Annotated in this window: 27 protein-coding genes and 1 tRNA gene; 10 read left to right on the top strand and 18 right to left on the bottom strand. The window is 37.8% G+C overall.

Going from position 1 to position 26746, the window contains the following annotated elements; all coding sequences use genetic code 11:
* Window positions 1-256 precede the first annotated feature (256 nt).
* Window positions 257-646 carry a hypothetical protein gene (locus ZA06_RS09865; protein ID WP_053977304.1) on the top strand — a complete coding sequence of 130 codons (390 nt, stop codon included), beginning with the start codon at window positions 257-259 and terminating at the stop codon, window positions 644-646.
* A gap of 34 nt (window positions 647-680) precedes the next feature.
* Here the strand turns inward: ZA06_RS09865 and ZA06_RS09860 are convergent, their stop codons facing one another.
* The 4 genes from ZA06_RS09860 to ZA06_RS09845 all read right to left on the bottom strand — a co-directional run bounded on the left by ZA06_RS09860 (window position 681) and on the right by ZA06_RS09845 (window position 3352).
* Window positions 681-1106 carry a hypothetical protein gene (locus ZA06_RS09860; protein WP_053977303.1) on the bottom strand — a complete coding sequence of 142 codons (426 nt, stop codon included), beginning with the start codon at window positions 1104-1106 and terminating at the stop codon, window positions 681-683.
* A gap of 46 nt (window positions 1107-1152) precedes the next feature.
* Complete coding sequence (locus ZA06_RS09855; RefSeq protein WP_053977302.1) at window positions 1153-1881, bottom strand: hypothetical protein; 729 nt, start codon at window positions 1879-1881, stop codon at window positions 1153-1155.
* Window positions 1874-3223 (bottom strand): tyrosine-type recombinase/integrase, encoded by a 1350-nt coding sequence (locus tag ZA06_RS09850; RefSeq protein ID WP_053977301.1) that lies wholly within the window; start codon window positions 3221-3223, stop codon window positions 1874-1876. The genes ZA06_RS09855 and ZA06_RS09850 overlap by 8 nt, the downstream gene beginning before the upstream one ends.
* 55 nt (window positions 3224-3278) lie before the next feature.
* Window positions 3279-3352, bottom strand: a tRNA-Met gene (locus ZA06_RS09845).
* Window positions 3353-3489: 137 nt separating this feature from the next.
* On the opposite strand from ZA06_RS09845, the gene ZA06_RS09840 reads away from it, so the two are divergent.
* Window positions 3490-3882 (top strand): START-like domain-containing protein, encoded by a 393-nt coding sequence (locus ZA06_RS09840; protein WP_053977300.1) that lies wholly within the window; start codon window positions 3490-3492, stop codon window positions 3880-3882.
* A gap of 55 nt (window positions 3883-3937) precedes the next feature.
* Window positions 3938-4786 (top strand): aminotransferase class IV, encoded by an 849-nt coding sequence (locus ZA06_RS09835; protein ID WP_053977299.1) that lies wholly within the window; start codon window positions 3938-3940, stop codon window positions 4784-4786.
* Here ZA06_RS09835 and ZA06_RS09830 read toward each other — a convergent pair.
* The 5 genes from ZA06_RS09830 to ZA06_RS09810 form a co-directional block, all read right to left on the bottom strand.
* Complete coding sequence (locus ZA06_RS09830; RefSeq protein ID WP_053977315.1) at window positions 4783-5343, bottom strand: YqgE/AlgH family protein; 561 nt, start codon at window positions 5341-5343, stop codon at window positions 4783-4785. The genes ZA06_RS09835 and ZA06_RS09830 overlap by 4 nt on opposite strands.
* A gap of 160 nt (window positions 5344-5503) precedes the next feature.
* On the bottom strand, window positions 5504-5776 hold the full coding sequence (locus ZA06_RS09825) for an HU family DNA-binding protein (protein ID WP_053977298.1): 273 nt from the start codon (window positions 5774-5776) through the stop codon (window positions 5504-5506).
* A gap of 197 nt (window positions 5777-5973) precedes the next feature.
* On the bottom strand, window positions 5974-6924 hold the full coding sequence (gene fmt / locus ZA06_RS09820) for a methionyl-tRNA formyltransferase (protein WP_053977297.1): 951 nt from the start codon (window positions 6922-6924) through the stop codon (window positions 5974-5976).
* The gene (locus ZA06_RS09815; RefSeq protein ID WP_053977296.1) at window positions 6921-8828 is read right to left on the bottom strand and encodes a RecQ family ATP-dependent DNA helicase; all 1908 of its coding nucleotides are present in this window, start codon (window positions 8826-8828) and stop codon (window positions 6921-6923) included. The genes fmt and ZA06_RS09815 overlap by 4 nt, the downstream gene beginning before the upstream one ends.
* Window positions 8829-8830: 2 nt before the next feature.
* The gene (locus ZA06_RS09810; RefSeq protein WP_053977295.1) at window positions 8831-9370 is read right to left on the bottom strand and encodes an AAA family ATPase; all 540 of its coding nucleotides are present in this window, start codon (window positions 9368-9370) and stop codon (window positions 8831-8833) included.
* Window positions 9371-9540: 170 nt separating this feature from the next.
* On the opposite strand from ZA06_RS09810, the gene ZA06_RS09805 reads away from it, so the two are divergent.
* From ZA06_RS09805 to murA, 3 genes are all read left to right on the top strand, one after another.
* Complete coding sequence (locus ZA06_RS09805; protein WP_053977294.1) at window positions 9541-9834, top strand: DUF493 family protein; 294 nt, start codon at window positions 9541-9543, stop codon at window positions 9832-9834.
* 186 nt (window positions 9835-10020) lie between these two features.
* The gene (locus ZA06_RS09800) at window positions 10021-10674 is read left to right on the top strand and encodes a DUF4290 domain-containing protein (protein ID WP_053977293.1); all 654 of its coding nucleotides are present in this window, start codon (window positions 10021-10023) and stop codon (window positions 10672-10674) included.
* Between the two features lie 5 nt (window positions 10675-10679).
* Window positions 10680-11996: a UDP-N-acetylglucosamine 1-carboxyvinyltransferase gene (gene murA / locus ZA06_RS09795; RefSeq protein WP_053977292.1), complete on the top strand. Its 1317-nt coding sequence runs from the start codon at window positions 10680-10682 to the stop codon at window positions 11994-11996.
* Window positions 11997-12100: 104 nt separating this feature from the next.
* On the opposite strand, the gene ZA06_RS09790 is transcribed toward murA, so the two are convergent.
* The 9 genes from ZA06_RS09790 to ZA06_RS09750 form a co-directional block, all read right to left on the bottom strand.
* Complete coding sequence (locus ZA06_RS09790; protein ID WP_053977291.1) at window positions 12101-13405, bottom strand: cryptochrome/photolyase family protein; 1305 nt, start codon at window positions 13403-13405, stop codon at window positions 12101-12103.
* Entirely contained in the window at window positions 13402-13869 is a 468-nt protein-coding gene (locus tag ZA06_RS09785) for an SRPBCC family protein (RefSeq protein WP_053977290.1), read from the bottom strand. The genes ZA06_RS09790 and ZA06_RS09785 overlap by 4 nt, the downstream gene beginning before the upstream one ends.
* Window positions 13869-14333 (bottom strand): TspO/MBR family protein, encoded by a 465-nt coding sequence (locus ZA06_RS09780; RefSeq protein ID WP_053977289.1) that lies wholly within the window; start codon window positions 14331-14333, stop codon window positions 13869-13871. The genes ZA06_RS09785 and ZA06_RS09780 overlap by 1 nt, the downstream gene beginning before the upstream one ends.
* Window positions 14330-14842: a glutathione peroxidase gene (locus ZA06_RS09775; RefSeq protein WP_053977288.1), complete on the bottom strand. Its 513-nt coding sequence runs from the start codon at window positions 14840-14842 to the stop codon at window positions 14330-14332. The genes ZA06_RS09780 and ZA06_RS09775 overlap by 4 nt, the downstream gene beginning before the upstream one ends.
* 32 nt (window positions 14843-14874) lie before the next feature.
* Window positions 14875-15558 (bottom strand): SDR family NAD(P)-dependent oxidoreductase, encoded by a 684-nt coding sequence (locus ZA06_RS09770; RefSeq protein ID WP_053977287.1) that lies wholly within the window; start codon window positions 15556-15558, stop codon window positions 14875-14877.
* Entirely contained in the window at window positions 15555-16496 is a 942-nt protein-coding gene (locus ZA06_RS09765) for a mechanosensitive ion channel family protein (protein ID WP_053977286.1), read from the bottom strand. The genes ZA06_RS09770 and ZA06_RS09765 overlap by 4 nt, the downstream gene beginning before the upstream one ends.
* Window positions 16497-16641: 145 nt before the next feature.
* Window positions 16642-18093 (bottom strand): SDR family oxidoreductase, encoded by a 1452-nt coding sequence (locus ZA06_RS09760; RefSeq protein WP_053977285.1) that lies wholly within the window; start codon window positions 18091-18093, stop codon window positions 16642-16644.
* Entirely contained in the window at window positions 18090-19409 is a 1320-nt protein-coding gene (locus ZA06_RS09755) for an ABC1 kinase family protein (protein WP_053977284.1), read from the bottom strand. The genes ZA06_RS09760 and ZA06_RS09755 overlap by 4 nt, the downstream gene beginning before the upstream one ends.
* A 4-nt stretch (window positions 19410-19413) precedes the next feature.
* Window positions 19414-20070: a TetR family transcriptional regulator C-terminal domain-containing protein gene (locus tag ZA06_RS09750; RefSeq protein ID WP_053977283.1), complete on the bottom strand. Its 657-nt coding sequence runs from the start codon at window positions 20068-20070 to the stop codon at window positions 19414-19416.
* 268 nt (window positions 20071-20338) lie between these two features.
* On the opposite strand from ZA06_RS09750, the gene ZA06_RS09745 reads away from it, so the two are divergent.
* The 4 genes from ZA06_RS09745 to ZA06_RS09725 all read left to right on the top strand — a co-directional run bounded on the left by ZA06_RS09745 (window position 20339) and on the right by ZA06_RS09725 (window position 26746).
* Window positions 20339-21187 (top strand): DUF2911 domain-containing protein, encoded by an 849-nt coding sequence (locus ZA06_RS09745; RefSeq protein WP_053977282.1) that lies wholly within the window; start codon window positions 20339-20341, stop codon window positions 21185-21187.
* A 162-nt stretch (window positions 21188-21349) separates the two neighbouring features.
* Complete coding sequence (locus ZA06_RS09740) at window positions 21350-23284, top strand: helix-turn-helix domain-containing protein (RefSeq protein WP_053977281.1); 1935 nt, start codon at window positions 21350-21352, stop codon at window positions 23282-23284.
* 814 nt (window positions 23285-24098) lie between these two features.
* Window positions 24099-26030 carry a helix-turn-helix domain-containing protein gene (locus tag ZA06_RS09730; RefSeq protein WP_053977279.1) on the top strand — a complete coding sequence of 644 codons (1932 nt, stop codon included), beginning with the start codon at window positions 24099-24101 and terminating at the stop codon, window positions 26028-26030.
* A 185-nt stretch (window positions 26031-26215) separates the two neighbouring features.
* The gene (locus ZA06_RS09725; protein ID WP_053977278.1) at window positions 26216-26746 is read left to right on the top strand and encodes a hypothetical protein; all 531 of its coding nucleotides are present in this window, start codon (window positions 26216-26218) and stop codon (window positions 26744-26746) included.

Below are 26746 nucleotides of genomic sequence, written 5' to 3'. Positions count from 1 at the left end.
TCTGTACGTAATACATTCCAAAATCTGAGCTCCATTCAATGCCGTCCAGTTCTTTTATCATGCTGTTCAAAACCTTGTCCGAACTGAACTTGAGCCCAATGTACTTTTTGTTGTCAATCAAAAGGTGCTTGAGTGAGATATGTTTTCTGACTTCTATAATTTTTGGTTTGGTTAATATAATATTACTGAAAATAAATAACTTAGTCGTATGTTAAACGTATAGGATACATTTGTATTCGCTTATAAACGTTTGTAAATGGATAAGTTGAAACCAACCGTTAGATGTTTGAAATGCAGGAAGAAACTAAAAGGGCGTTCCGACAAGAAATTTTGTAATGACCATTGCAAAAGTGCCTATCATTATAAAAAGAGTTTGGAAGGGGAGCTAAAGTTTTACAATGATGTGTTACGTATCTTGCGCAACAATAGAAAAATATTGAAGCTCTACAATAGGGAAGGGAAATCCACTGTAAGATGTGGAGTGTTGCTTGAAGAGGGCTTCAATCCAAAATTTTTCACCCATTATTGGAAGAACAGCAAGGGGGATGTGTACCTGTTCGTTTTCGAGTTTGGTTTTTTGAAAAGGAGCGAACACGGAAAGGACAAATATGTGCTTGTAAAATGGCAGGAATATATGGAGCATTGAATATTATGAGAAAAACAATGCTCCGTATTGTTTGTCAAGTAAGAAAGAATACCACATTTCCCGTTTGAACATCATAAAATGCAGTTCTTCCCATATGATCCTTTGGAACATTGTTAACTGGAAGGTATCTGTTAGTTATTAGGTTTTTTAGGTCCTCGATGTCTTTTTTTGTTGCAGGTTCACTTGCTTTAGGCGTGAATATTTTCTTTACTGTGTCATAGGCCATATTTCCTGCGATGTTATTTGCCACGCCACCCCATGACATTTGCTCTGTTTTTGTTTTTTGGTCTTCCTTTGGCGGAGCTAGATCAGTTTCTTTAGCTGTTGGAGTTAAATTAGGGACTCCCTGTTTCTGTTGCCAATTACGGCTTCTACAGGAATTGCTACAGAATTTTTGTTGGCCTTTTCTTTTGGGTATGTAGTCATCGCCACAATAGTGGCAAATTTCGGTTTCCTTCATTTATGCGTAAATTAAACGTTTAATTTACGCATAAATGTAAGAAAGTTTACAGGTCCAACCTAAAAATACCTTTTAAAATACTTCTTTCGGCTTCCTCATTGCTGATAAGCGGCTGTTTTTTAACGGGCTTGTCAGTAATTGTTTTTGCCTTTATTTTTTGAGGGGTATTGGTCAAAGGTTCTTTTGGGGTTTGATTGTGGACTCCTTCAAAACTAAAACCGTTATCGTTTAATTTTTGGAGCTCATCAAAAGAATCTCCAATGATGGATTTTATATTCGGCTTGACATTTTGGGCCTGGAAATTCGGTTTGCAGAAGTGTTGGACAAAGAGATTTCTATGTTCGGTGTAATTTGTATGCTGTAGCCTGAAAAGGGGAGTGGCTTCATTCAAATTATCGAGGTACTGGGTCATGTTGTCATTGAGCCAACCAGTGACATAACAGATGGCCTCCAACTGTTCCAGATATTTTTTTGCCACATAGTCAAATTCAAGTGCTTCCGATTCCCCTTTTTTGTGTAGCAGTTGGAAAAAGTTTTTTTCCAGTGTCCCTGCTTTCAACATCATTTTGGCACTGTCCCGTTTGCTGTCCAGTTCAATTGGGCCAGCATAGTTGTCGAAAAGCAGGGCTTTGTCAAAGAAGTCCTTTTCTTTTAGGGCTTCAATTTTCAGGAGTTCCTCCGCCAAAATTGAATCGTTCGGAATGAAGAACAGAAAATCTATCCATAGATTCTTGAGGAGATCCAAATAGAAATCGTGTAGGGGTGTTCTATCCATTGGCTTGTTTTAGCATTTCAGAATAATCTTCGGGCAGTTCGGCATCGATATCCCTCAAATATTTCTCCAGTGCCGCCATGGAGGAATGGCCAGTTATGAGCATAAGCTTGCTTTTGGCTTCAAATGGAGAGGATTCCTTCACCAATGCCCTGTAGAGTTTGGTGATATAGGTATGCCTGAAACTGTAGAGTCCATAATCCGTTCCCAAATTGAAATGGTCCTTAACCACTTTTTTGAACCGCTTTGAGAAATAGTCCCTTTTGTTGATCAAGGCCGTATCCCAGTCCCCGCCAAATCTATCGGGAGTGAACAGTACGGCCTCGCCGTCCATTTTTGAGAGATCTGGTAGTTCGTTCCAAAGAATCTCAGGGATTATCTTGGTCTTCAATGGACTGTTCTTTGCCTTGAACTGAATGGTCCTATTGTTTATATTGATGTCCTTGACCTTTAGCCTACAGACCTCGATCGGTCTCAAAAAGTTATAGGAGATAAACTTGATATATAATAGGAGTATGGGGTCTTTCTCTTCCAGATATTCAAATATGGCCTCTTGGGTTTCGTTGGAATAGGTCTTGTTCCTCTCGGGTGTGGACTTTAGAACAGTGATTTTCTTTATGAAATTTGATTCTATGATGTCATTGTCCTCCAAGACCTGAACAAGACTGCTCAAATCCGTCCGGTAATTGTTCCTGTTCCTTGCACTGGTATTTGTGAGCATGTCGTTTAGAAATGCGGAGACCACTTTTTTGTTCAACTGTTCAATGTTCTTTACCTCGGGAGCATTGTTTTCGACCCACTTCAGAAACGTATCAACCCTGCCTTCGTATCCCTTTACGGTTGTTTTGCTGAGCAATTTCCTTTTCATGTTCAGTGAAAAGTCAAAGGCTTCCCTAAGGGATGTTTGGGGGACTTCAACCTCGGGAACTTCCGTTTCATATGATACTTCTTCCGTTTTGGGAGTGTTGTCCACTACGATCTTTGCAGGAGGATTGGTTTCCTCTTCCTTTTTGCCGTTCAGTTTTTGGTAGAGTTCCGTATTGTCCGCAAAAGGGTTGTAGCCCTTCTTAAGAAGTTTCAGGATGGTCTTTCTGTAAATGGTCAGTACTTCAAGGCGCTCTTCTTTGGTTTTATATTTATTGGTCTCTCCATAAAAGGGGGTAATCCGTTTTAGCTTTCCAGATTTCGGGTCTCGAAATGAAAAATACACATACCAACGTTTGGAAATATCGCCCTTTGCGGTGTAGATTTTTGGGTTGGAAAAATTCTTTTTTTGGGACAAATCGTATGCAGTTTCGTATTCACTTTCGTATGCAAAAGCAAAAATCTGTTCAGATGTAAACATAAAAAAAGCGGTTTAGTAAAGCCTAAACCGCTCGTTTGCAAATGATTGCTTGTTGTAGCGAGACCGAGATTTGAACTCGGGACCTCTGGGTTATGAATCCAACGCTCTAACCAACTGAGCTATCTCGCCATCTTTTTTGCTTTCGCGGGTGCAAATATATAAACAAATTTAGTTTCCGCAAATATAAATGCATTAAATTATTTTTTATTTTTTTGTTTTAAACTAACCAATTAATGTATATATTGAGCGAGATAATAATGTTATATATGGAAGAAAAAATTAAGTTAGAAATAGAATTTCCTATCCACGCCTCGCCTCAATTGTTATACCAATATATATCAACACCTTCAGGTTTGTCCGAGTGGTTTGCAGACAATGTGAATTCCAGAGGGGAAATCTTTACCTTTATTTGGGACGATAGTGAGGAGAAAGCAAAAATGCTGAGCAAAAAAAGCGGGGAGCGTATAAAATTTAGATGGCTCAATGACGATGCAGTTGATGCCTCTTATTTTTTTGAGATAAAAATACAGGTAGATGAAATTACTAAGGATGTATCCTTGATCATTACAGATTTTATAGATGAGGATGAAATGGATGAGGCCAAAATGCTTTGGGAGAACCAAATTTCAGATTTGAAACATGTTTTAGGCTCCGCCTAGACTAACAGTAATATAAGTTATATATTTGTCCCGATTTTTAATCGGGACTTTTTTTATGATCAATTTAAACGGAACACTTCAGGAAGAAACGCAGTTCAATCTGTCAATCAAAAATAGAGGCTACCAATTTGGTGATGCGCTTTTTGAGACCTTTAAAGTGGTGCATGGTAAAATTCTATTTTTGGAAGACCACTATTTTAGGTTAATGGCTTCTATGCGTATTTTACGAATGGAAATTCCTATGGAGTTTACCATGGAATATCTTCAGGAAGAAATTTTAAAAACAGTTCAGGCTAACAATTTATCCAATGGTACTGCTAGAGTCAGATTTACTGTAGATAGGGGAGAAGGTGGGAAGTACACACCTTTGCATAAAAGCATTAATTATAATGTCGTGGCAGAGCCCTTATTGACTCCGTTTTATAGCATCCATCAGGATAAAGCCTATGAAGTAGATTTGTTTAAAGATTATTATGTAGCTCCAGGTTTGTTGAGTACTTTAAAGACCAATAACAAGGTCATTAACGTATTGGGAAGCATCTATGCCCAAGAAAACCAATTGCAAAACTGTCTGTTGATGAATACGGAAAAACAGGTGGTAGAAGCTCTAAACGGAAACTTGTTTTTGGTGAAAGGAGACAAAATAAAATCCCCACCATTACAAGATGGCTGTCTAAAGGGTGTGATGAGAAAACAAATTATAGAATTGCTATTGAATATGGGTGACTATGAGTTCTCCGAAGCGTCCATTTCTCCTTTTGAACTGCAAAAGGCAGACGAACTCTTTGTGACCAATGTTATCACAGGTATCCAGCCTATAACAAAGTATAGGAAGAAAACCTTTGGAACTACCATAGCGGGTCTTTTGGTTGAAAAGCTAAATGTGAAAATCAGGCTCTCTTAATTGTAGCTTGGATTTTCGGGGGCGTTGGACCATATGCAGTACTCGCCTCCAAATTCTAGCATTTTTTCCTTCCAAAAACTGTCTCCGCTTTTTCTGATAAGCTCATTTCTATAAATGTTCTCAGAAACCACCCATGAATTGGAATGTAGTTCTCGGTCCAATTGGTTGGGTTCCCAACCAGAATAGCCCAGGAAAAACCTGATATCCGAATTTGCTAACTGTCCGCTGTTCAGAAGTCCCAATGCAACTTCAAAGTTGCCTCCCCAATATATTCCATTAGATATTTCTATACTGTCCGGAATCAGTTCCGGGACCTTATGGATAAAGTACAGGTTGTCCTGCTCTACAGGCCCGCCGTTGAATACCTTAATGTTGGCGTCGGTTTCTGTAATGAGGTCACCTAGTGTGTAAGGGAGTGGCTTGTTCAATATAAAGCCAATGGAGCCTTCATCAGAATGGTCGGCTAGTAAAATCACAGACCTATTGAAAGACATATCTCCAATAATCGATGGTTCTGCCACTAACAAGTGGCCTTTTTTGGGTTGAAGTGTAATCATAGCAGTATGATTTATCATAAATCTAAAACTATTTTTTTTAAAAACCAACAAAAATGATTGACTATCAACATACCCGTAAAAAAAAACTCACTTTGAAAGTGAGTTTTTTAAGTATAAGTTATAAAAGGACTAAAAGAAATTTTCTTTAGTTCTTATTTTTTTAGTTAATAGCGTCCGATAAATCAGATCCAGCTTTAAACTTCACAACGTTTTTAGCTTTAATTTGGATAGTTTTACCTGTTTGTGGATTTCTTCCTTCTCTTGCAGATCTTTTAGAAACTGACCAAGTACCAAATCCTACCAAAGAAACTCTATTTCCTTTTTGCAAAGCTCCTTCGATATCAATTAATAATGAATCTAATGCTTTTTTGGCAGCTGCTTTAGAAATTCCTGCGTTTTCTGCCATTCCATTGATTAAATCTGTTTTGTTCATAAATTTAAATTTTTAATTATTAAATAATAGTTGGGTTAAACGTTTTATGTTAAATCCTCTTACAAATTTATACGGATAATCCATTCACGCAAGTAATAGCAAGGGAAATGCAAATATTTGTTGATAACTTTAACGATTTGTTAATAAAGGATGTGTATTTTGTCGATGTTTTCAATTTTTTCAGCAATAGCAAGGGTTTAGAGCATTTTTGCCCCTTCTGAAAACTGAAATCCGTTCAAAAGTGATTTGACGTCCATTTTGCGCTTTCCGGGAAGCTGAATTTCTTTAATAAGAAGGTAACCGTCTTTAACCGAAACTTTTAAATGGTCTTTTGCTACTTGAATGGAACCAACAGTATCATTAGGTGAACTTTTCTCTTTGTCGATGGCAAAAATCTTTACCGCTAAGCTTTCTCCATTATTTTCCAAAAAGCACCAAGCAGATGGAAATGGATTCAAACCTCTAATTTTATTGTAAATGCTATCCAAAGGTTGGTTCCAATCTATTTTACAATTGTCCTTGTCTAGTTTGTAGGCTGTTTTTAAATCGTCATTTTGGGGCTGAATAGTAGTAGTCACATTTTCTGCAGCGATAAGATCAACAGTTTCTATAATAAGTTCACTTCCCATATGCATCAGTCGATCATGGAGCATCCCTACAGTTTCATCTGGAGCGATAGCTGTTTCTTTTTGAAGAATTACAGCACCAGTGTCTATCTTTTCATCTATAAAGAAAGTAGTCACACCCGTTTTGGTTTCACCATTAATAATAGCCCAATGTATGGGGGCCGCACCTCTGTAATCTGGTAACAAGGAGGCGTGAAGGTTGAAAGTGCCATATTTTGGCATGTCCCAAACCACTTTTGGCAGCATTCTAAAAGCAACCACGATTTGCAAATCGGCTTCCAAAGCTTTTAATTCTTCAATAAATTCTTCCGATTTTAGATTGGTTGGCTGTAAAACATTCAGGCCTTTGGAAAGGGCATAGGTCTTTACGGCCGATTGGTTGAGCTTTCTACCGCGACCCGCTGGTTTGTCTGGAGCCGTGATAACGCCCACAATATTATAACCCTTAGTAACTAGGGCGTCAAGGTTGGCAACAGCAAAATCTGGTGTGCCCATAAATACTATGCGAGGGGAATTTTTCATGTGTGTGTTAATTTATAGGTGTTTGTGGGTGTAATATTAATTATATGGTGTTCCAACATGAGTTTTAAAGCATTTAAAAGCTCATGCTCTTCGTAGGGAAGCAGGTTGGCTAAATCCCTAGAGGATAAAGGTTCGTTTTCCAACGCGGTAATAATGGCATTTTTAATGCTTTTAAGGTCTGAATTTGCTGGCTTTTTTTGTTTTTCTTTTGAAATACATACCGAACAAATGCCACAGTCCTTAACATCGTCTTCTCCAAAATATTTGAGCAATTGGACGCTTTTGCAAATGCTGTCATTATTGGTATAGTTGATAACCGAAGTGATTTGATCTTGCCTTAATTTGTGTTGTTGCAAGATGATCTTTGAAATTCGGTTGATGGTCTTGTCATCTTCACGTGGTTGTAAAAACGTGAGTTCAGAATCGGTGTTGGAATGTTGAAAGGTGATGATATCATCTTTTTGCAATTGTTCCAGAGCTTTAATAATGGTAGCTTCTGGTAAACTTGCTTTATTGGCAACCAGTTTCGTATTTATTTTCAGTAAATGTTCAAAGATCCCTCCGTAGGTTCTTAGGATGGATTTTACGATAATGGCCAAGTCACTATGAGTGTCCAAATAATGAAAAAGTGCTTGGTTGCTAATTATGAATTGCACTTTGCTTTGTTGGTTGAATTGTTGTGATAGATATATCACGCTGTTTCGGTCCAACAACTGCAACACATTATAAGCAAGTGTAGTGTTGAATTCATAGGCTTTACAAAAATCTATAAAGTTGAATTGATACACACTGTTCACACCTTCACCATAAGATACTTGAAAGTAATTGCATAGCTTTCTGTAAACCAATTTGATGAAGTCCATACTCGGTAAGGTCTTTAAAAACTGGTTGTGTAGTTGTTGCTCGTCCGCTTTACTTTTTAAGATGACGGCAAAGGCCTTTTTTTCATTTCTACCAGCTCTACCGGCTTCCTGGTAGTAGCTTTCCAAACTTTCGGGCAAATTGATGTGAATCACCGTTTTTACATCCGGTTTGTCAATCCCCATACCAAAAGCTGTGGTGGCCACCATAATAGGTGTTTGGTTGTGGGTCCAGGCATATAAGCGGTCTTGTTTTTCATCGCTGTTAAGCCCACCGTGGAAAAACGTACTTGCAAAGCCCTTTTGAGACAGATACTGACTTATTTCAATCGTAGACTTTCTATTTCTGGTGTAGATAATAGAAGCGCCCTGATGCTTTTTCAGAATTTGTTCCAGTTTATAAAGCTTATCCTCAGCCTCAACCACAATATAGGCAATGTTTGGTCTGTAAAAGGAGGCTCGGAATACCTTAGGTGAAATAAAGTCGAGCTCCTTCATGATATCCTCTACCACATCGGGTTTGGCCGTTGCGGTAAGTGCAATCATGTTCATGGTAGGGTGTAGACGTCTTAAAACATTAATATTTTTATAAGCAGGTCTAAAGTCGTTTCCCCATTGCGAGATACAATGGGCTTCATCTACCGCTATAAGATTGACATTCATTTGTTGAATCCTGTCCTGAACCAAACTTTGCTGAAGCCGTTCCGGAGACAAGTACAGGAATTTATAATTCCCGTAAATGCAATTGTCCAAAAGTGTATCTAATCGTTCAGCACTAAGGCCGCTGGTGATGGCCATGGCTTTGATACCTTTTTCGTTAAGGTTATTTACTTGGTCCTTCATAAGGGCCACCAAGGGCGACACTACAATACAGATTCCTTTTTTGATAATAGCTGGAATTTGAAAGCACACCGATTTCCCCCCTCCAGTTGGCAATAGGGCAAAGGTGTCTTCATTTTCAAGCACCGCATTGATGATTTCCTCCTGCAGTGGTCTAAAGGAGGTATGGTTGTAATACCGTTCTAAAACTTGTATAGGGTGCATGTCTAAAGATTTAATAACCCTAGGATAAAATCGGTTCTATTGGAGACGGAGGCAAACGGGACATCGTGCAATTGGTAGCCATATCTAGCATAAGTCGCCACCAAATGTTTATGAATGTTAACCGCTTGGTCAAAATTTTCATAGCGTTCGCTGTCGCTTTGGAAAATCTCTTGCCAAGGTGCCAATACAAACACATGGTTGTACGTATGTCTTTCACACATATCTACAAAAGAAACAGGATATTGGTCGCCAATATAATCCATATAGGCCAGGACATCTGGGATGCCACGGTCATAAAACACGGCCTTTTCTTCTTGGTGCTTTGCATCCAAGAACTGTTTTACCCGACCTTCCAAAAGCATTTCACTAAACTTAAGAGGCTCGGTCAAAAACAGTTGTTCAATACCATTTTTGCGGGCATCCAAAGTTACTTGACGTGAAATTTCATCAAAACAATTGTAGCCGCGTTGTTTCAGTTCATCTATAATGGACGATTTTCCGGTACCGGGACCTCCTGTTATTACGATTCTTTTAGTGTTCAATTCACGGAATTTATGCCGTAAAATTCGGAATTTAAATAAAGATTACCAATTATAGGCCTAAATTCCCATTTAGGGAATAAGGTTTCCAGTCAACAAATATCGGTGTTAATGAAAGAATAGGGTGTGATTAATACAAAGGAAACCGTATATTTGCCTATTAAAAATTGACGATGAGCATACAAGGAAATCCAGAAGAATTCTATAAAAAACTAAGATCTCAATTATACGATACGGCATCTTGGCCTTCTATATATCTATATAAATTTATCGTTCCTAGCGATGCTTCAAAAATAGCCACCATTGAATCTTTGTTCAACAATATGGGGGCTGTAATCAACACTACCGAATCCAAAAACGGAAAATATACCAGTGTTTCCGTAAATGTGAACATGCAAGATCCAGACGCCGTAATTGCAAAGTATAAAGAGGTGGCTGCCAAGGTAGAGGGGGTTATTAGTTTATAGGAAGTCCATTAAGGTTTGTTCACAGTAGCGAGACCAATTCGTTCAAAATAGTTGTACAAGCTTGCTTGAAGTGATACGGGAGAAATTTCCCCTTGTTTAATTTCGTGGACTAATCAATTTTTTTGTATTTTGCGCAAGAGTGCGACCAAACTACGTGCACTATTGTAAATACCTCAATAATTTATTTTGATAGACGATTTAGAATACAATACAGAGCGTGAACATTTAATCATTCCCGAATATGGGAGGCACTTGCAAAAAATGATTAATTACGCAAAAGCTATCCCAGAAAAGGAAGAACGCAATAAAGTGGCCAAGGCCATAATTTCGGTGATGGGGAACTTGCAGCCTCATTTAAGAGACGTGCCGGATTTTCAACATAAACTTTGGGACCAACTGTTCATCATGGCCAATTTCGACCTTGATGTAGACTCTCCTTATGAAAAACCTTCTAGGGAAGAACTGCAGTCGCGTCCAGAACCTTTGGAATATCCCCAAAACCATCCCAAATACAGGTTTTACGGGAACAATATCAAAACCATGATAGATGTGGCCAATACTTGGGAAGATGGGGAGCTTAAGGAAGCTTTGATCTATACCATTGCAAACCACATGAAAAAATGTTTCTTGAATTGGAACAAGGATACGGTTGAAGACGATGTTATTTTTGGTCATCTCTACGAATTGTCTGGAGGTAAAATCAACCTAAGGGAAAGTGATGAAGATTTATCAGATTCTACAAGTTTGATGCGCAGTAAAAAGAAATTTGCATCAAGCAGTAAAAAAACACATCACAAAAAGAGTAATAACAATTCCAACCGAAACAGAAAACGTTACTAAACTTAATGAGTACATTTGTAATTGAAGGAGGCCACCAGTTAAAAGGTAAAATTCAGCCTCAGGGAGCGAAAAACGAAGCTTTACAAATTCTATGCGCAGTATTGCTTACTGCAGAAGAAATCACCATACATAACATTCCGGATATTGTAGACGTCAACAAACTTATTGATTTGTTGGGGAAACTTGGGGTGAAAATCAATAAAATAGGAAAAGGATCCTACACTTTTAAAGCCGATGAGGTGAATATGGCCTATTTGGAGTCTGCCGAATTTAAGGAAGACGGAAAAGGCTTAAGAGGATCTATCATGATTGTAGGGCCGCTTTTGGCAAGATTTGGGAAAGGATATATTCCAAAGCCGGGAGGAGACAAAATTGGTCGTCGTAGATTGGATACGCACTTTGAAGGGTTTATCAATCTAGGAGCTAAATTCCGTTACAACCGTGAAGACCATTTTTATGGGGTTGAAGCAGAAAAGTTGAAAGGGACTTATATGCTTTTGGATGAAGCTTCGGTAACAGGAACAGCCAATATTGTTATGGCTGCGGTTTTGGCAGAAGGCACAACCACTATCTATAATGCCGCCTGTGAACCTTATTTGCAACAACTTTGCAAGATGTTGAATAGAATGGGGGCAAAGATTACAGGAGTTGGTTCCAATATGCTTACTATTGAAGGCGTGGACCAATTGGGAGGTACCGAACACAGAATGCTTCCGGATATGATTGAAATTGGGAGCTGGATAGGTTTGGCTGCCATGACCAAAAGTGAATTGACCATCACCAATGTAAGTTGGGATGATTTGGGATTGATCCCAAATGTATTTCGTAAACTGGGTATTACTGTAGAGCGTCAAGGCGACGATATCCATATACCAAAGCATGAGGATGGCTATGAAATCCAGAATTATATTGATGGGTCTATCCTAACGGTTTCTGATGCACCTTGGCCTGGGTTTACACCAGATTTATTGAGTATTATTTTGGTAGTGGCTACCCAAGCACGAGGAAGTGTATTGATTCACCAGAAAATGTTTGAAAGCCGTTTATTCTTTGTGGATAAATTAATCGATATGGGAGCTAAGATCATTCTTTGCGATCCGCACAGAGCAACCGTAATCGGGCATGATTTTAAATCGACCTTAAAAGCCACAACCATGACGTCTCCAGATATTAGAGCAGGGGTATCTTTATTGATTGCGGCTTTATCGGCCAAAGGAACGTCTACCATACACAATATCGAACAGATTGATAGAGGTTATGAAAACATCGATGAACGTTTAAGAGCTATCGGCGCTAAAATTGAGCGTGTAAGTGGCAACTAAAAAGCATTTAATTAAATAAAACAAAACCTGTAAGGAGAGTTTCTTTACAGGTTTTTTTATGCCAAATAAGTTTTACTTCAATCTTATTAAAGAAAAAAATAGGATTAATTCAATGCAGCCTTATAAGTGTTTAAACAGCGCTCTCTGGCCTCTTTGTGATCCACCATGGGCTGTGGATAGGAGAGTTCTTGGAATTCTGGGACCCATTTGGAAATGTATTTTAAGTCCTTGTCAAATTTTTCAATTTGTGTTGTGGGATTGAAAATTCTAAAATAGGGAGCGGCATCCACACCACAGCCTGCTACCCATTGCCAATTGCCAATATTGCTGGCCATTTCGTAATCATGAAGTTTTTCTGCAAAATAAGCCTCTCCCCAGCGCCAATCTATCAAAAGATGTTTACATAAAAAACTTCCGACCAGCATACGTACTCTATTGTGCATAAACCCAGTGGTGTTCAATTGGCGCATACCTGCATCTACTAGGGGATAGCCCGTATTGCCATCACACCACTTTTTAAATTCTTCTTCATTGTTTCGCCATACAATATTGTCGTATTTAGGTTTGAAACTTTGTGTGGCCGTATGTGGAAAATGCCAAAGAATCTGCATAAAAAACTCTCTCCAAATCAATTCTTGTAAAAACACTTCATTCGATTCGACCGCTGCTTGTTTTACAATGCGGCGAATACTCACGGTACCAAAACGTAAATGAGGCCCTATGCGTGAAGTGCTGTCCTTGGCGGGATAATTTCGGGTGGCTTCATAGTTTTGGATGCTTTCTGAAGACAGCTTGTAAGGCGTAATTTCTTGTGAAGAGACTTCAAACCCTAAATCTTCCAAAGTAAAATTTTTGGTTGGAGTATGCTTAAATAGATTATCAAAATTGGCGTCGGGGGTTGTTTCCTCAAGAGATAGACTTTTAAAACGGGCCTTCCATGCTTTCATATAAGGCGTATAGACCACATAGGGTGTGCCATCCTGTTTTACAATCTCATCCTTTTCAAAAATAACTTGGTCTTTAAACGTGTTGAATATGATATCTTTTGAGGAAAGGAATTGTTCTATCTCTTTGTCCCGTTGTTTCGCATAAGGTTCATAATCGTGGTTGGTGTATACAGCATTGATATGATAGTCTTGAGTAAGTTGTTTAAAAGATTCTAAAGGCGTTTTATGATAAGTGGCTAACAAACTACCGTAATTTGTTTCAAGTGTCTTCTTAAGGTCTTGAATGGTTTGATATATAAAGGTGACACGAGCATCATTCTTGGGGAGTTCCTCTAAAATAGAAGTGTCGAAAATAAAAATAGGCAATATGGGATAATCTCCTTTTAGAGAATGATACAGCCCAATGTTATCATTTAGCCTCAGGTCTCTTCGGAACCAGAATATATTAATGGTTTGTTTCATGAGGAATATTTGCCAAAGATGGCTTCTAATTTTTCGAATCTGTATTGAAAGATTTCTTCCAATTTTGGTCGCACTAAAAATGGGTGTACCATTTGACCCAAAATGCCAAAAGGCAATTTATAATCAATGACATCCTCCATTTGTACGCCTCCTTCAATGGGTTTTATAAAATGTTTATGGTGCCAAAGCGCATAAGGACCAAACCGTTGTTCGTCCACAAAATATTTATGGTTTTCAACATGCGTAATTTCTGTAACCCATTTGGTTTTTATGCCCAAAATAGGAGAGACCCAATACTGCACAATTTGCCCCGGAAACATGGATTTTTCTGCACCGGAAATAATATGGAAGCCCATATAATCTGGTGTGATAGTTTTTAAATTCTTTGGATTGGAAAGAAACTGCCATGCTTCTTCTACGGATATTGGCAGATTCTGAATTCTATGTAAGGTATAAATCTGCATTAATTGTAAAGAAAAATATAAGCATTTAAGGACGAGGCCACAACCAACCAAACAATGTAGGGTAGCAGTAGGAGTCGCATTTCCCGAACATTTTCAATGCGGTATTTGAAAAAGAAATAAATTACGACTAAGGTTAAAAGTATGATGATGAACAAGGCCGGAAGCACGAGGTGTTGTTTGAAAAACACATAATTCCAGGATACATTTAAAATAAACTGAACCGTAAAAAGCGTCCAGATATATTTAGAACCCAAATCCCGAACCAAATAGGCCATGTATATGGAAAAACAGATCATGATGGTAAACCAAGCCGCTCCAAAAGCCCATCCGGGGGGAGTCCAAGGCGCTTTGTTGAGGTTGAGGTACCAATCGGAATGTGGACCGTTGTCCATAAACAAGGTTCCCAAGGCCAAGGCTCCAAAATTGATAATCAAAAAAACAAGAATGAGTTTGAATAGTTTCATTGTAGGTGTTTTGTGATTTTCTTGCTTAGTGGTTTGGTGATAGAATAGTAATAGTCTACTAAGTGTCCATTTTCATCCACCAGATATTTTTGGAAATTCCATTTCACACCAGAACTTGAAACACCGTTAATGTCTTTGTTCGTGAGCCATTGGTACAGCGGATGTTGTTGGTCTCCCTTCACATCAATCTTTTCGGTGATTAAAAAGGTCACACCGTAATTTCTTTCACAAAATGTTTTGATTTCATCAGCATTACCTGGTTCCTGACCTCCAAATTGGTTACATGGAAGTCCGATGATCATCAATTGGTCTTTGTAGGTTTCATAGAGTTCTTCCAACTCTTCATATTGAGGTGTAAACCCACATTCGGAAGCGACATTAACAAATAGGATTTTTTTGCCTTTGTAATCAGATAGATTAATTGGCGTATTGTCGATGCTGTTTATTTTGATGTCGTAAATAGACTGTTTTGGTGCTGTTTGGGAAGATGTTTTAAACATTGAAAACATAGTTACTATGAGTATTAAGGTGCGCATGAATTTTAAATTTTAAAGGATGTGATACCACAGTCCATTTGGAAGATTTGGCCAGATATTGAAGCAGATTTCTCTGATAATAAAAATACGGCTAAATCGGCAACTTCTTGTGGATTTAAGAATTTTTTAAGGGGATGCCTTTCAACAATATTGGCAATCATTTTGTCATTTCGCAATAGTTTGGAGGCTAATTCCGTATCGGTAACAGTTGGGGCAATGGCATTGATTCTGATACTAGGGGCAAGTTCGGCTCCAAGGGATTTTACCAAACCTTCAACTCCTGATTTTGCAACCGCAATACTGGAATGAAAAGGCATGCCCAATTTGGAAGCTACGGTACTAAACAACAAAATAGAGGGAGCTTGGCTGTTTTTTAAAATAGGTAAATATTGTTGTATGGATTTTACAGCTCCAAGAACGTTTATCTCAAAATCGGATCTAAAATCATCCAAGGTTAATCTAGGAAAGGGTTTTAGATTGATACTCCCTGGGCAATATACCAAAGCATCGGCCTGTTCAATATTGGGTAATTCATCGGTTAAAATGTCGCAAGCGTAGTGTGTCAGGTTTTGATGTGTCACTTGCGGGGCACTTCTACTAATATTGATGACCTGATGGGTTTCCAACAAAGTATTCAGGATGGCATTGCCAATACCTTTGCTTCCGCCTACAATAATTACAGTTTTCATGATTGTTTTATTTCTGTCTTCTTATCAAAATCATTTAAAATAGATACACGGGTTCTAGGCAGGCTATCTGGAAAGTTTTGTTGTATAAACTTAATTAGGCCTTCTCTAACGTACACGCGTAAATCCCAAGCTTCAGGAGAGTTTTTGGCACTCATAAGAGCCCGTATTTCTACACTGAATTCTTTGGAATCCGTCACCTGAAGTACATTTACCTTTTGATCCCATAAAGGCGTGTTTTCCAATAGACGGGCAAGTTCCTTTCTGAGAGCGTCAAAATCGATATTGTAATCGGTGTATATAAATACGGTTCCTAAGATTTCGGCGGTAGTTCTGGTCCAGTTTTGGAAGGGCTTTTCAATAAAATAGGTAGTTGGCAACACCAGTCTACGTTTATCCCAAATTCTTACTACCACAAAGGTTAAGGTAATTTCTTCTACCCAGCCCCATTCACCTTCCACCACCAATACATCGTCCAAACGGATGGGTTGTGAAATGGCAATTTGCATTCCTGCTAGAATAGTTGCCAGGGCTTTTTGGGCTGCAAACCCAAGGATGATTCCCGCAATACCCGCCGAAGCAAAGACACTAAGCCCAAATTTTCTAACGCCTTCAAAGAGCATCAATCCAGAGCCTATGGCAATGGTGATGATGACAAAAATGATGATGCGCTCCAAAATGTTGAACTGTGTATAAAGCTTTCGGGCCTGTAGGTTGTCTTCTTGGTTGAGGTCGTAATTTTCAAGATAATTCTTTTTAAAAACCCTTAACAATACAATAATCGTCCATGTTATGGCGATGATGAATAAAATGGAACTAATTTTACGCATCACGTAATGGACATTCTCTGAATTTTGAATAAAAGGTAGGTTGAATTTTGGAAGAAAAATTGCTAGGAGGATAATTAAAAATGGAGTAATGTAACGTCTTATAAAAGTCATATAGTTGATTTTTAGAAATATAAAATACGAGTAATGTTAGAGAGAGGAAAACTTTTGAATTCCTTTCTTTCCGTTTTTTGAGAATTGATAATTAAATCGTGATATAATTTACTATTTCTAAAAGATGTTTGCAAAGGAAGATTGTTTAAGACACGTTTTGAGGTTTAGCATTAAAAGGACAGGCTAATTTTGAAATCATCCCATTGAAAATGAACAAGTGAAAGGGGAGTACGCTGTACCAATACAATCTTCCCGCAAGTCCTCTTGGCCTGAAGGTGGCCGTTTGTTTAAGGATATTGTTTTCAATCTTGAATTCAAGCCAAGCTTCTCCAGGAAGACGCATTTCGGCATAGAGCAATAATTTCATTTTATCCTTGTCGGCAAAAATCACACGCCAAAAATCCAAGGCATCGCCAGTATGAAGTTCGTCGGGATTAGTACGCCCTCTTCGAAGACCGATACCTCCCGCTAGTTTATCTAGGTACCCTCTGATATTCCATAGAAAACTTCCATAATACCAGCCTGTTTCACCTCCAATGGCCCAAATTCTAGACAACGTTAGTGGGATGTTTTGTACTTTACGCTCCTTATAATCTTTAAAGCAGCCAAATTTTGGAACGTTGATATATTTATGTGAATTGCTTTTTAGCTCGCCACTGCTTATAAATGAATCCTTCCAGCTAGAGAGAATGCTGTTTTGTTCAATCTTTTCAAATGCCAGTGTCACCGCTTCTTTGTAGGTAATCGGGTGAATATTTAAAAGGGTGTTGATGTTGCTGGGTTTCCCTATAATTGGCACGCCCATGCTGTCCACCAAATTACAGGCGAGGGTGTAGGAGGTGGAAGTGACAAAATACAGCCAATAGGAAGACAATTTTGGAGTCATTACCGGAACGGTTAAAATATACCGTTTTAGCTTTCTCACTTCAGCAAACTGGAGCAACATCTCTTTGTAGGTCATGATTTCTGGTCCGAAAATGTCATAGGTTTTATTGTATAATTGTGTGTTGCCAAGACTTTTGGACAGGTAAGCCAGCACATCCCGAATGGCAAGTGGTTGCGTTTTGGTATGCAGCCATTTTGGGGCTACCATAACCGGTAGTTTTTCCACCAAATCCCTAATGATTTCAAAGGAGGAGCTTCCGGATCCTACAATAATTCCAGCCTTAAAAATAGTCGTAGCATATTTATTTGACTTCAGAAGATCTGCCACCTGTTTTCTGGAACGCAAATGTTTTGAGAGATTCTCATCGTTTGAAATACCACCTAAAAAAATAACTTGTTTAACTTGAGTGGTTTCTAAACGGCTTTTAAAATTTAGGGCACATTGGGCTTCCAGTTCTTCAAAATCACTAGAGGAATTAGACATGGAATGGATTAAATAATAAGCGGCTTCAATGTTGTTTGGAATATTAGATAAAGTCTCTGGTTTAAGGAAGTCTACTTCCACAACCTCTATGTTGGAATCCTCCAAGTAATGTTCATCCACACGGTAGCGGTCCCTTACAGCGCAAACCAATTGATGCCCCTGTTCCAAAAGGATTGGCATTAAACGTTTGCCTATATAGCCCGTTACACCGGTTAGCAGAATTTTCATGGGTGTTTTAGTGTTTCAAAATTGGAGATCTTCACATTTTTTGCCTTCAGATCAAACATCAAACTATAAAGTCCAAAAAAGGATCTGTTGATGTAGATGAAATGTTGGGAGCCTCGGTTGCCATTCATTTTTCGCAAATCGGTGTTTTTGGCATAGGACTCTCCAAGATTGGCAATTTTTCCAAAGAAGTTGGCATCGGAAAAATCGAAGGTCTCTGTTTGCAGGGGTTGTGTAAACAATTGCAGAATGTCATGGAACATGGCTGTGAAAAATTCCATTTCTTCTTTCGAATCTTCTGGGCGCAATATTTCCAGTTCCAACATTTTTGCTTTAAACATTTCTGAGTCATTTAATATGTTTGGATCTGCCAGTTCAAAATAGGGGTTGTAAAAATCTTCTGGAATGGTTTTCATACATCCAAAATCCAAAGCAATCAATTCTCCGGTTTTGGAAACCAAGAAGTTTCCAGGATGCGGATCGGCATGCACCTTTTTCAGTGTGTGGATTTGAAACATATAAAAGTCCCAAAGCGCTTGCCCGAGGGTGTTGGCCAATTCTTGATTGCTATTCCTTGAAATGAATTCCGAAAGGTGCTCACCTTCCATATAATCCATGGTGATGATGCGCTCGGAAGAAAGTGCTTCGTAATATTGAGGAAACTGAAGGTTTGGAATATTCCGGCAGGCTTTGGCCACTTCCTTGCTTTGTTGCAATTCAAGGATATAGTTGGTTTCCTCTATCAATTTGCCTTCCACTTCCTTGAAATATTTATCGGAGTCCTTTCCTTTAATGTTGAACATTTTAATGGCAATAGGTTTCACCATGGCCAAATCTGATTGAATACTTTCCGCCACTCCGGGATATTGAATCTTAACAGCCAGTTTTTTACCATCTTTTTCGGCTAGGTGTACTTGACCAATACTGGCAGCGTTTACCGAATTTGGGTTGAACTTATCATAGATTTCGTGAGGCGATTTTTTAAAATAGGTTTTAAAGGTTTTCGTTACCAAGGCAGGGGAGAGCGGCGGCACAGAAAATTGTGCCAATGAAAACTTCTCTACATAGGCCTGCGGCAGGATGCTTTTTTCCATGCTCAACATTTGGGCAACCTTCAGGGCACTTCCTTTAAGCTGCTTTAAACTGTCGTAGATGTCTTCGGCATTATTTTGGTCTAACCTAGATTTGGCTTCCTGTTCTGTTTTGGTGAGCTTATCACCGTAATATTTTAGATAGTTTACACCAACTTTGGCTCCCGTAGCAACCAATTTGGAAGCCCGCTCAATTTTTGATGTTGGAATTTTATCAATGGTCTTCATGGTCTTATTTGGTTTGGAAGCGTTCTTTAAAAATAAATTTCCCAAAATCCATGAGACTGTTTATTGGGGTAGTGTCAATGATGTCGAAACTTGTATTGATGGACTTTTCTATATAGATATCAGTTTTACTGAAACTAGCAGAAGTATCTTCCATCCAAAACTTTAAGGTGAGTAATATCTGCACCCAAGCACCTTCTTTCATGGCTTTGTTTTGAATTTTAAGAAGTTGACCTTTTACCATATCAAGTTTTTTGATGTCAAGTTCGTCTATGTAATGAGTAAACACTTCTTTTAGTGGTTGGAGGTGTTTTAGCTGTTTCAGGTTCGCTTTATATTTTTCCAAGACATACATTACAAAACTCCTATTGGCCGTAAGGTTTTCAAAAAAGGTAAAATAGAAACTGAGCAGTTTGTTTTTGGCATCGTAAGTTTCGTATTCAGCACTGTTGTGAAGCGTTTTGATGGTATGTTCAAAAAAAGCCTTGAAAACGTAAGCTTCTATGGCGTCAAAGGAGCTGAAGTATTCATAGAATGTGCTTTCTTCAAAACTGTTCAACTTTGAGAATTGATATACGGACTTGGGAGGTGCATTATGTTCTAGAACATAATCCATGTACAAATCCACTAAATCCATTTTTTTGGGAGTGTTCTTTTTGGCCATACCTCTATTTTTTATAAAATTACAAAATGTCTAACTATTTGAAATTGAAATTAGACAAAATTAACATATTGTTGAGTTTTTAGATTTTTTGAGGCCTATTTAATTTTGAGAATTTAAGTTAGAAATTATTGTAATTCAAGAAGATAGTTTTGTGTATATTTAACAGGAAGATTAGCTGGCAATTTTAATTTAAGCTTTTGTTAACAAATGCCAGTTTATCTAATTTGTAATTTTAGTTGCACATTTTAAACATTAAATCAATTAAACCATGAAAAAATTATTACTTATTGCGTTGATATTAACAGCCTCCTTTCATGTGAGGGCACAGGTTACAACGCCACAATCCAGTCCAGCTTGTAAATTGGAACAAAAGGTAGGTTTAACCGATATTTCCATTCAATATTCCAGACCAGGAGTAAAAGGTAGAACCGTTTTTGGCGATTTGGTGCCATACGACAAACTGTGGAGAACTGGAGCCAACAAAAATACCATTATCACTTTTAGCGATGATGTCACTTTTGGAAACCAAACTGTAAAAGCAGGTTCTTATGCACTTTTTACAAAACCGGGAAAGAGTTTATGGGAAGTTTATTTATACAGCGATACCGAAAATTGGGGAACTCCTCAAAAGTGGGATGAGAGTAAAGTGGCAGCCATAATCAAGGCGAAGGCTTCTCCAATGTCTTTCAATGTGGAATCCTTTAGTTTTGATATCAACAACATTACCAATAGCAGTGCTACTTTGGAAATTTTCTGGGAAAAGACCTATGTGGCAATTCCTTTTGAAGTACCAACAGATACTAAAGTTTTGGCTTCCATTAATGAGGCTTTAGCTGGATCGCCAAAAGCAGAAGATTATTTTGCGGCGTCTGTTTATTACTATCAAGAAGGGAAAGATATCAAGCAAGCTAAAGAATGGATTGATAAATCAATGGCTATGAGCAGTGAACCTGCATTTTGGCAATTAAGACAACAGTCCTTGATTTATGCTAAGGCCGGTGATAAAGATGGTGCAATTGCATTGGCAAAAAAATCTATGGAAGGAGCTAAGGCTGCTGGAAACGACGATTATGTAAAAATGAACATGGACTCACTGAAGGAGTGGGGCGCTATGTAAGATTCAATACTGTGGCGATATAGTTTCTTAAAAGCACAACTTCGGTTGTGCTTTTTTGCTTTTTACCTAAAAAAATTGGCTTGTCAATTTTTCGTATCTTAGAGGTAAGCCCTTTTCTAAAGTTTGGGTTTTAAACCAATTAATCGATTTAAAATTAAACGTATGGCTGGTCAGGTATCTATGGATCAGGCTTTTGTTGAAAGGTTGAATAATATCTTAATCTCCAATTTTACGAATGAACATTTTGGTGTTCAGGAATTGGCAGATGAGGTTGGTATGAGCCGTTCGCAAATGCACAGAAAACTCAACACGCTATTAGGAAAATCCTCTAGCCAATTTATAAGGGAATACAGATTGGAAAAGGCTTTGGAAATGCTCCAAAATGAAGAGGCCACCGCCTCAGAGATAGCCTATCGCGTGGGTTTTAATAGTCCAACTTACTTCAATACCTGTTTCAGCGATTTCTATGGCTACACGCCTGGAGAGGTCAAATTCAAAAAAACAGATGAGCATAAAAACGGCATAGCTCCTAAAATTCCTGCTTCAAAAGCACTAGAAACACCTAAAAGGAAGAAGAAAACATTTACACCATTGTTTTGGGTTAGTGTAGTGGCTCTGGTAATACTAATAGGCTATTCGTTTTATCATAATTCAAAGGCTAAAATTGACATTGAAGATGTGCCGATACATTTAAGGGAAGACAAAACCATTGCGGTTCTGCCGTTTCAAAATTTAAGTGATGACAGCGAAAACCAGTATTTTGCAGATGGGATACGGGAGGATATTATCAATCACTTATCGAAGGTTCAGGAATTTATCGTGAAATCGCGTCAGTCTACAGAAATGTATCGGGATTCGCACCTATCTGCCCAAGACATTGGTTTTGCTTTGGACGCTAATTATATATTAGGGGGAAGTGTTCAGAAGCATGGAGACAGAATACGTGTTAGGGTGCATTTAATCAACTCCAAGACAGATGTGCAGTTGTGGTTTAGGGATTTTGATAGAGAGTATCAAGATATTTTTGAACTTGAAAGTGAGATTTCAAGATTGATAGCTTCTGAACTGAACGTGGTATTGTCCCCTCATGAATTGGAACTGATTGATAAGGTGCCTACAGATAATCTTGAGGCTTATAATTTGTACATAAAGGCGTTATATTCTTTGTACTACGATGAAAATGTAGATTTAGCAAGGAGGTATTTCAATTTATGTATTGAAGAAGACACTGGCTTTGCTCTGGCCTACTCAGGCTTGGCCGAAAGTTATCTTTGGGAAAATTGGCCAACACCAACCGTAAAAGATGCGGAGCAGGTAAAAGAATTAGCCATAAAGGCGATGGAATTGGATGAAAGCTTGTCTGAACCACATCGTGTAATGGCCTACGTTAGTGAAACCTACGATTGGAATTGGACCAAAGCTGAAACGGAGTTCCAAGAGGCTGTCAAGTTGAATCCAAACAATTATTATGCGATAAGCGAATATGCGATGTACCTGCAGTATGTATTGGGAGATTTTGAAAAGGCTCGTGAAATGATTGAGTTGGCGCAATTGGTGAATCCCAACTCAGCATTTACGGCAGTGTTGAGTGCTGAGTTTTACCTTCAAGAGGATAACTTTAAAAAGGCTTTGGAAGAAACCCGAAAGGCTAAGGAGTATGCTCCAAAAGGGATGTGGGCTTATTGGGTAGATTTTAAAATCTATACGGAATTGGGTAATTATGATCAGGCTGTGAGGCAATTGGAAGAAAGTTGGGGATTTGTTGAGGCCTTCGAGTTGAACATACCGCCAATGTTGGAGGCTTATGAAAAGGACGGAGTTAAAGGCGTTTATAGGATGATCAATGATATGGATATCAATAACGCAAATTCGGAGGGCGTACAGCATAATGCCTATTGGATTGCTCAAAAATTTGCTTTCTTGGATGAACCTGAAAATGCCCTAAAATGGTTGGAAATTGCCTTTAGAAGAAAAAATGCCGAATTATTTATGATTAAATATGATCCTTATTTTGAAAATTTACGATCCAACTCTGACTTTTTGGAGATCTTACAAAAAATGAATCTTGGCGATTACCAAGGTGGTCTAAAGCTTTAGCATCTTTTGGCCAATAATTTGACAACTCTACTCCCTGAAAATTATTTGAAATACAAATGGCAGACTATATAATCTTTTCTTTTCTTATTTTTTTATTCATCCAATTCATCTGGTTGATACCATCATTTTTCTTTTATAGAAAAATAATTAAACGATACAGATCTAAAAATATTAACCTATTAGCAATAGTATCTGTAATAATATTGCCTTTGATTTATACAGCACTTTTTTTGCTGATAATTTCTTATATAGTTGACCCTATTGTGAGGTCGAAAAAGTTCGAGACCAAAGATTGGGTGGAAAATGTGGACTCGAGATATAGAATGGTAAATGATTTGAAAAAAAATAATTTACTCATTGGAAAAACTAAAAATGAAGTGATTAAACTCTTAGGGAATGACTATAAGGAAAATTGTATTGTCCAGGAAACTTTATGTTATGTAACAAGTGACCCCAATAGCTTTGGTTCTTTTGATCATTATGAGTTAGTCATTTATTTTGAAAAAGGGATAGTTTCAAAAATAAGGCCTGAACTATTATAGAATTCTGAAAAAACAAAAGAGCCGCAGGGAACACCTTAATGTACGTATTGCTTCGGGTTTTCCTACGAAAATACCCGCAGTCTTGTTATGTTAGTTTTCCCTACCTTTATTTAATCCAGGTTATGCAGCAACGGTAGCGTTACAAAACCGATATGAATAGGCTTTTGGGAAGTTTTAAGAAAACTGTACTTGTAAGGATTTTTGTATCTTAGAGAGATGGCCTACTTCTAGTTTTTGGTCCTCAACCAATTATTATATTTAATTTCAACAATATGGCTGGTCAATTATCCATGGATCAAAACTTTGTGGAAAGGCTACATACAATCCTGGAATCCAACTTTACCAATGAGCATTTTGGAGTACAGGAATTGGCTGATGAAGTAGGCATGAGCCGTTCCCAAATGCATAGAAAACTTAATGCACTTTTAGGAAAATCGTCAAGCCAGTTTATTCGGGAATACAGATTGGAAAGGGCTTTGCGAATGCTCCAAAATGAGGAGGCTACAGCTTCCGAAATTGCCTATAGGGTTGGATTTAACAGTCCTACTTACTTCAATACCTGTTTTAGTGATTTCTATGGCTACACTCCAGGAGAGGTTAAATTCAAAAAAAATGAAGACTCTAAAAATGATCTTGTCCCCAAGCCTTCTTCTGCAAAATCTATAAAGACAAATCTTCCGAAGAAGCGAAAATTTACAACTTTGTTTTGGGTAAGTGGTTTTATTTTTGCTTTTATTTTGGGATATTTTATTTATCATAATTTGGAAGCTAAAAACGAAGAGTTTAAGGAACTTCCCTCGACCGAATTGGATAAAACCGTTGCCGTACTTCCATTTAAAAATTTAAGTGATGATTTAGAAAACGTCTATTTTGCAGATGCCATTAGAGAGGATATTATAAATAATCTCTCGAAAATTGAACAGATTATTGTAAAGTCTCGTCAATCTACAGAAAAGTATAGAGATTCAAAGCTCTCTGCTAAAGAGATAGGTGAAGCTCTTGATGCGAATTATATTTTGGGAGGAAGTGTTCAAAAGTATGATGACAGGATTAGGGTTAGGGTTCATTTGGTTAATGCCAAGACAGATGAACAGCTATGGTCTCAGGATTTTGATAGGGACTATAAAGATCTTTTTGAATTGGAAAGTGAAATTTCCAAACAAATAGTAGCGGAATTGAATTTAGTATTATCCCCCTTTGAGTTGGAGCTTATTGACAAGGCTCCAACAGATAATCTTGAGGTGTATAATTTGTACATGAAGGCAGTTTACTATGGGGTTTATGCAGGAGATATACATTTGGCCAGAAGTTATTTGAATTCATGTTTGGAAATAGACCCTAATTTTGCAGTTGCTTATTCAGGGCTTGCTATTAGTTATTTATGGGAGAATTGGCCTAATCCTACTGAAAATGATATCCTACGAGCCAAGGACTATGCTGAAAAAGCTATCAGTTTAGATAAAAATTTATCAGAGCCGCACAGGGTGTTGGGGTGGATACATATGACTTATTATTGGGACTGGGAAAAGACTGAAGGTCAATTTGAAGAAGCAATTAGCATAAATCCAAACAACTATATTGCGCTTTACATGTATGCGCAATATTTGCAATATACTTTAGGAGATTTAGAGAGTGCTCGGAAAATGATAAATAGAGCGCAGTTGATTGCTCCTGATTCATTCCATGTTTCAATTTTGAGTTCAGAGTTATATTTACAACAAGGTGATTTTAATAATGCTATGAGGCAAGCAGAAAGGGCGGAAGAGCTAGAGCCAAAAGATGCTTGGCCATTTTGGATTAAATTTAAAATATATTCCGCTCAAGGTAAAAATGATTTAGCATTTAAACAGTTGGAAATTAGTTGGTCATTTGAAGAGGAAGGAAAAGAGCGGGTGCCAGTGTTGTTGAAGGCCTATAAAGAATCTGGGATAAATGGAATTTATGCATGGATTAATGATATGGATATTGAGCATCTAAAATCACAGGGAACCTTATATAATAATGCGTATTGGATAGCTCAAAAATTCTCTTATTTAGAGGAAGGCGAAAAGGCTATAGGTTGGCTTTATATTGCTTATGAGCGCAAAAATGCCGAGCTCTTCAAGGTGAAGTATGATCCGTATTTTGAAAAATTACATGACAATCCCCAGTTTTTGGAATTTTTGGAAAAAATGAATCTCGGTTCCTATAAAATCAAGTTGTAGGATTGAAAACACTATAAACACTGGGGTTTTACGATATGGTCTCAACATAATTTCAATCCTTTAAATCATTTTTTAAACACATTCCCATAGAAGTTAAATCAATTACAACATGGCTGTTAAGCCTTGCATGGCATCTATGATGATCTTTGTATTGCAATCAATCATTAACTGTAATACAAGTAATTATGAAAACTTTAATCTTTTGGGTTTTATGTATAGCCCTCGGTAATTTAGGCTTTTCTCAAACGGGCCTAATAGAAATTGATCTAGCGGAAATGAATGTAGTTTCCAACAAAACCATTCACATGGATTATCTTAAGGAAATCACTTATGACAATACCGCAAAATATATTGTCGATCTGGAAAGTAAGGTGGCAAAATTTAATATTAACACTTACGATGAATTTGAAAGACCTTCAGAAGACAATACTTATGACGTGAATTTTAAATCTGAAAAAGGAAGCATCATTGTATCTTATGATAAAGATGGCAATATTGTTTCTACAGATGAACATTTTGAAGACATTAAGTTGCCTCAAGAAGTAAGAGAAACAGTATTTAAATCACATCCGGGATGGTTCCTTTTGGAAACAGACTATTACGTAAACTACGACTACAACGAGCCTACTCACAAATATTATAAAGTGAAAATAGGCAACGGAGAAGACAGGTTAAGCGTAAAAGTAGATCCAAGCGGGGTTCTTCATCATCATTAA

The organism is Mangrovimonas xylaniphaga, from assembly GCF_001280435.1.
GTDB lineage: Bacteria > Bacteroidota > Bacteroidia > Flavobacteriales > Flavobacteriaceae > Mangrovimonas_A > Mangrovimonas_A xylaniphaga.
Note: the sequence above shows the minus strand (reverse complement) of the source record. Positions and strands in the feature narration are given on the sequence as shown.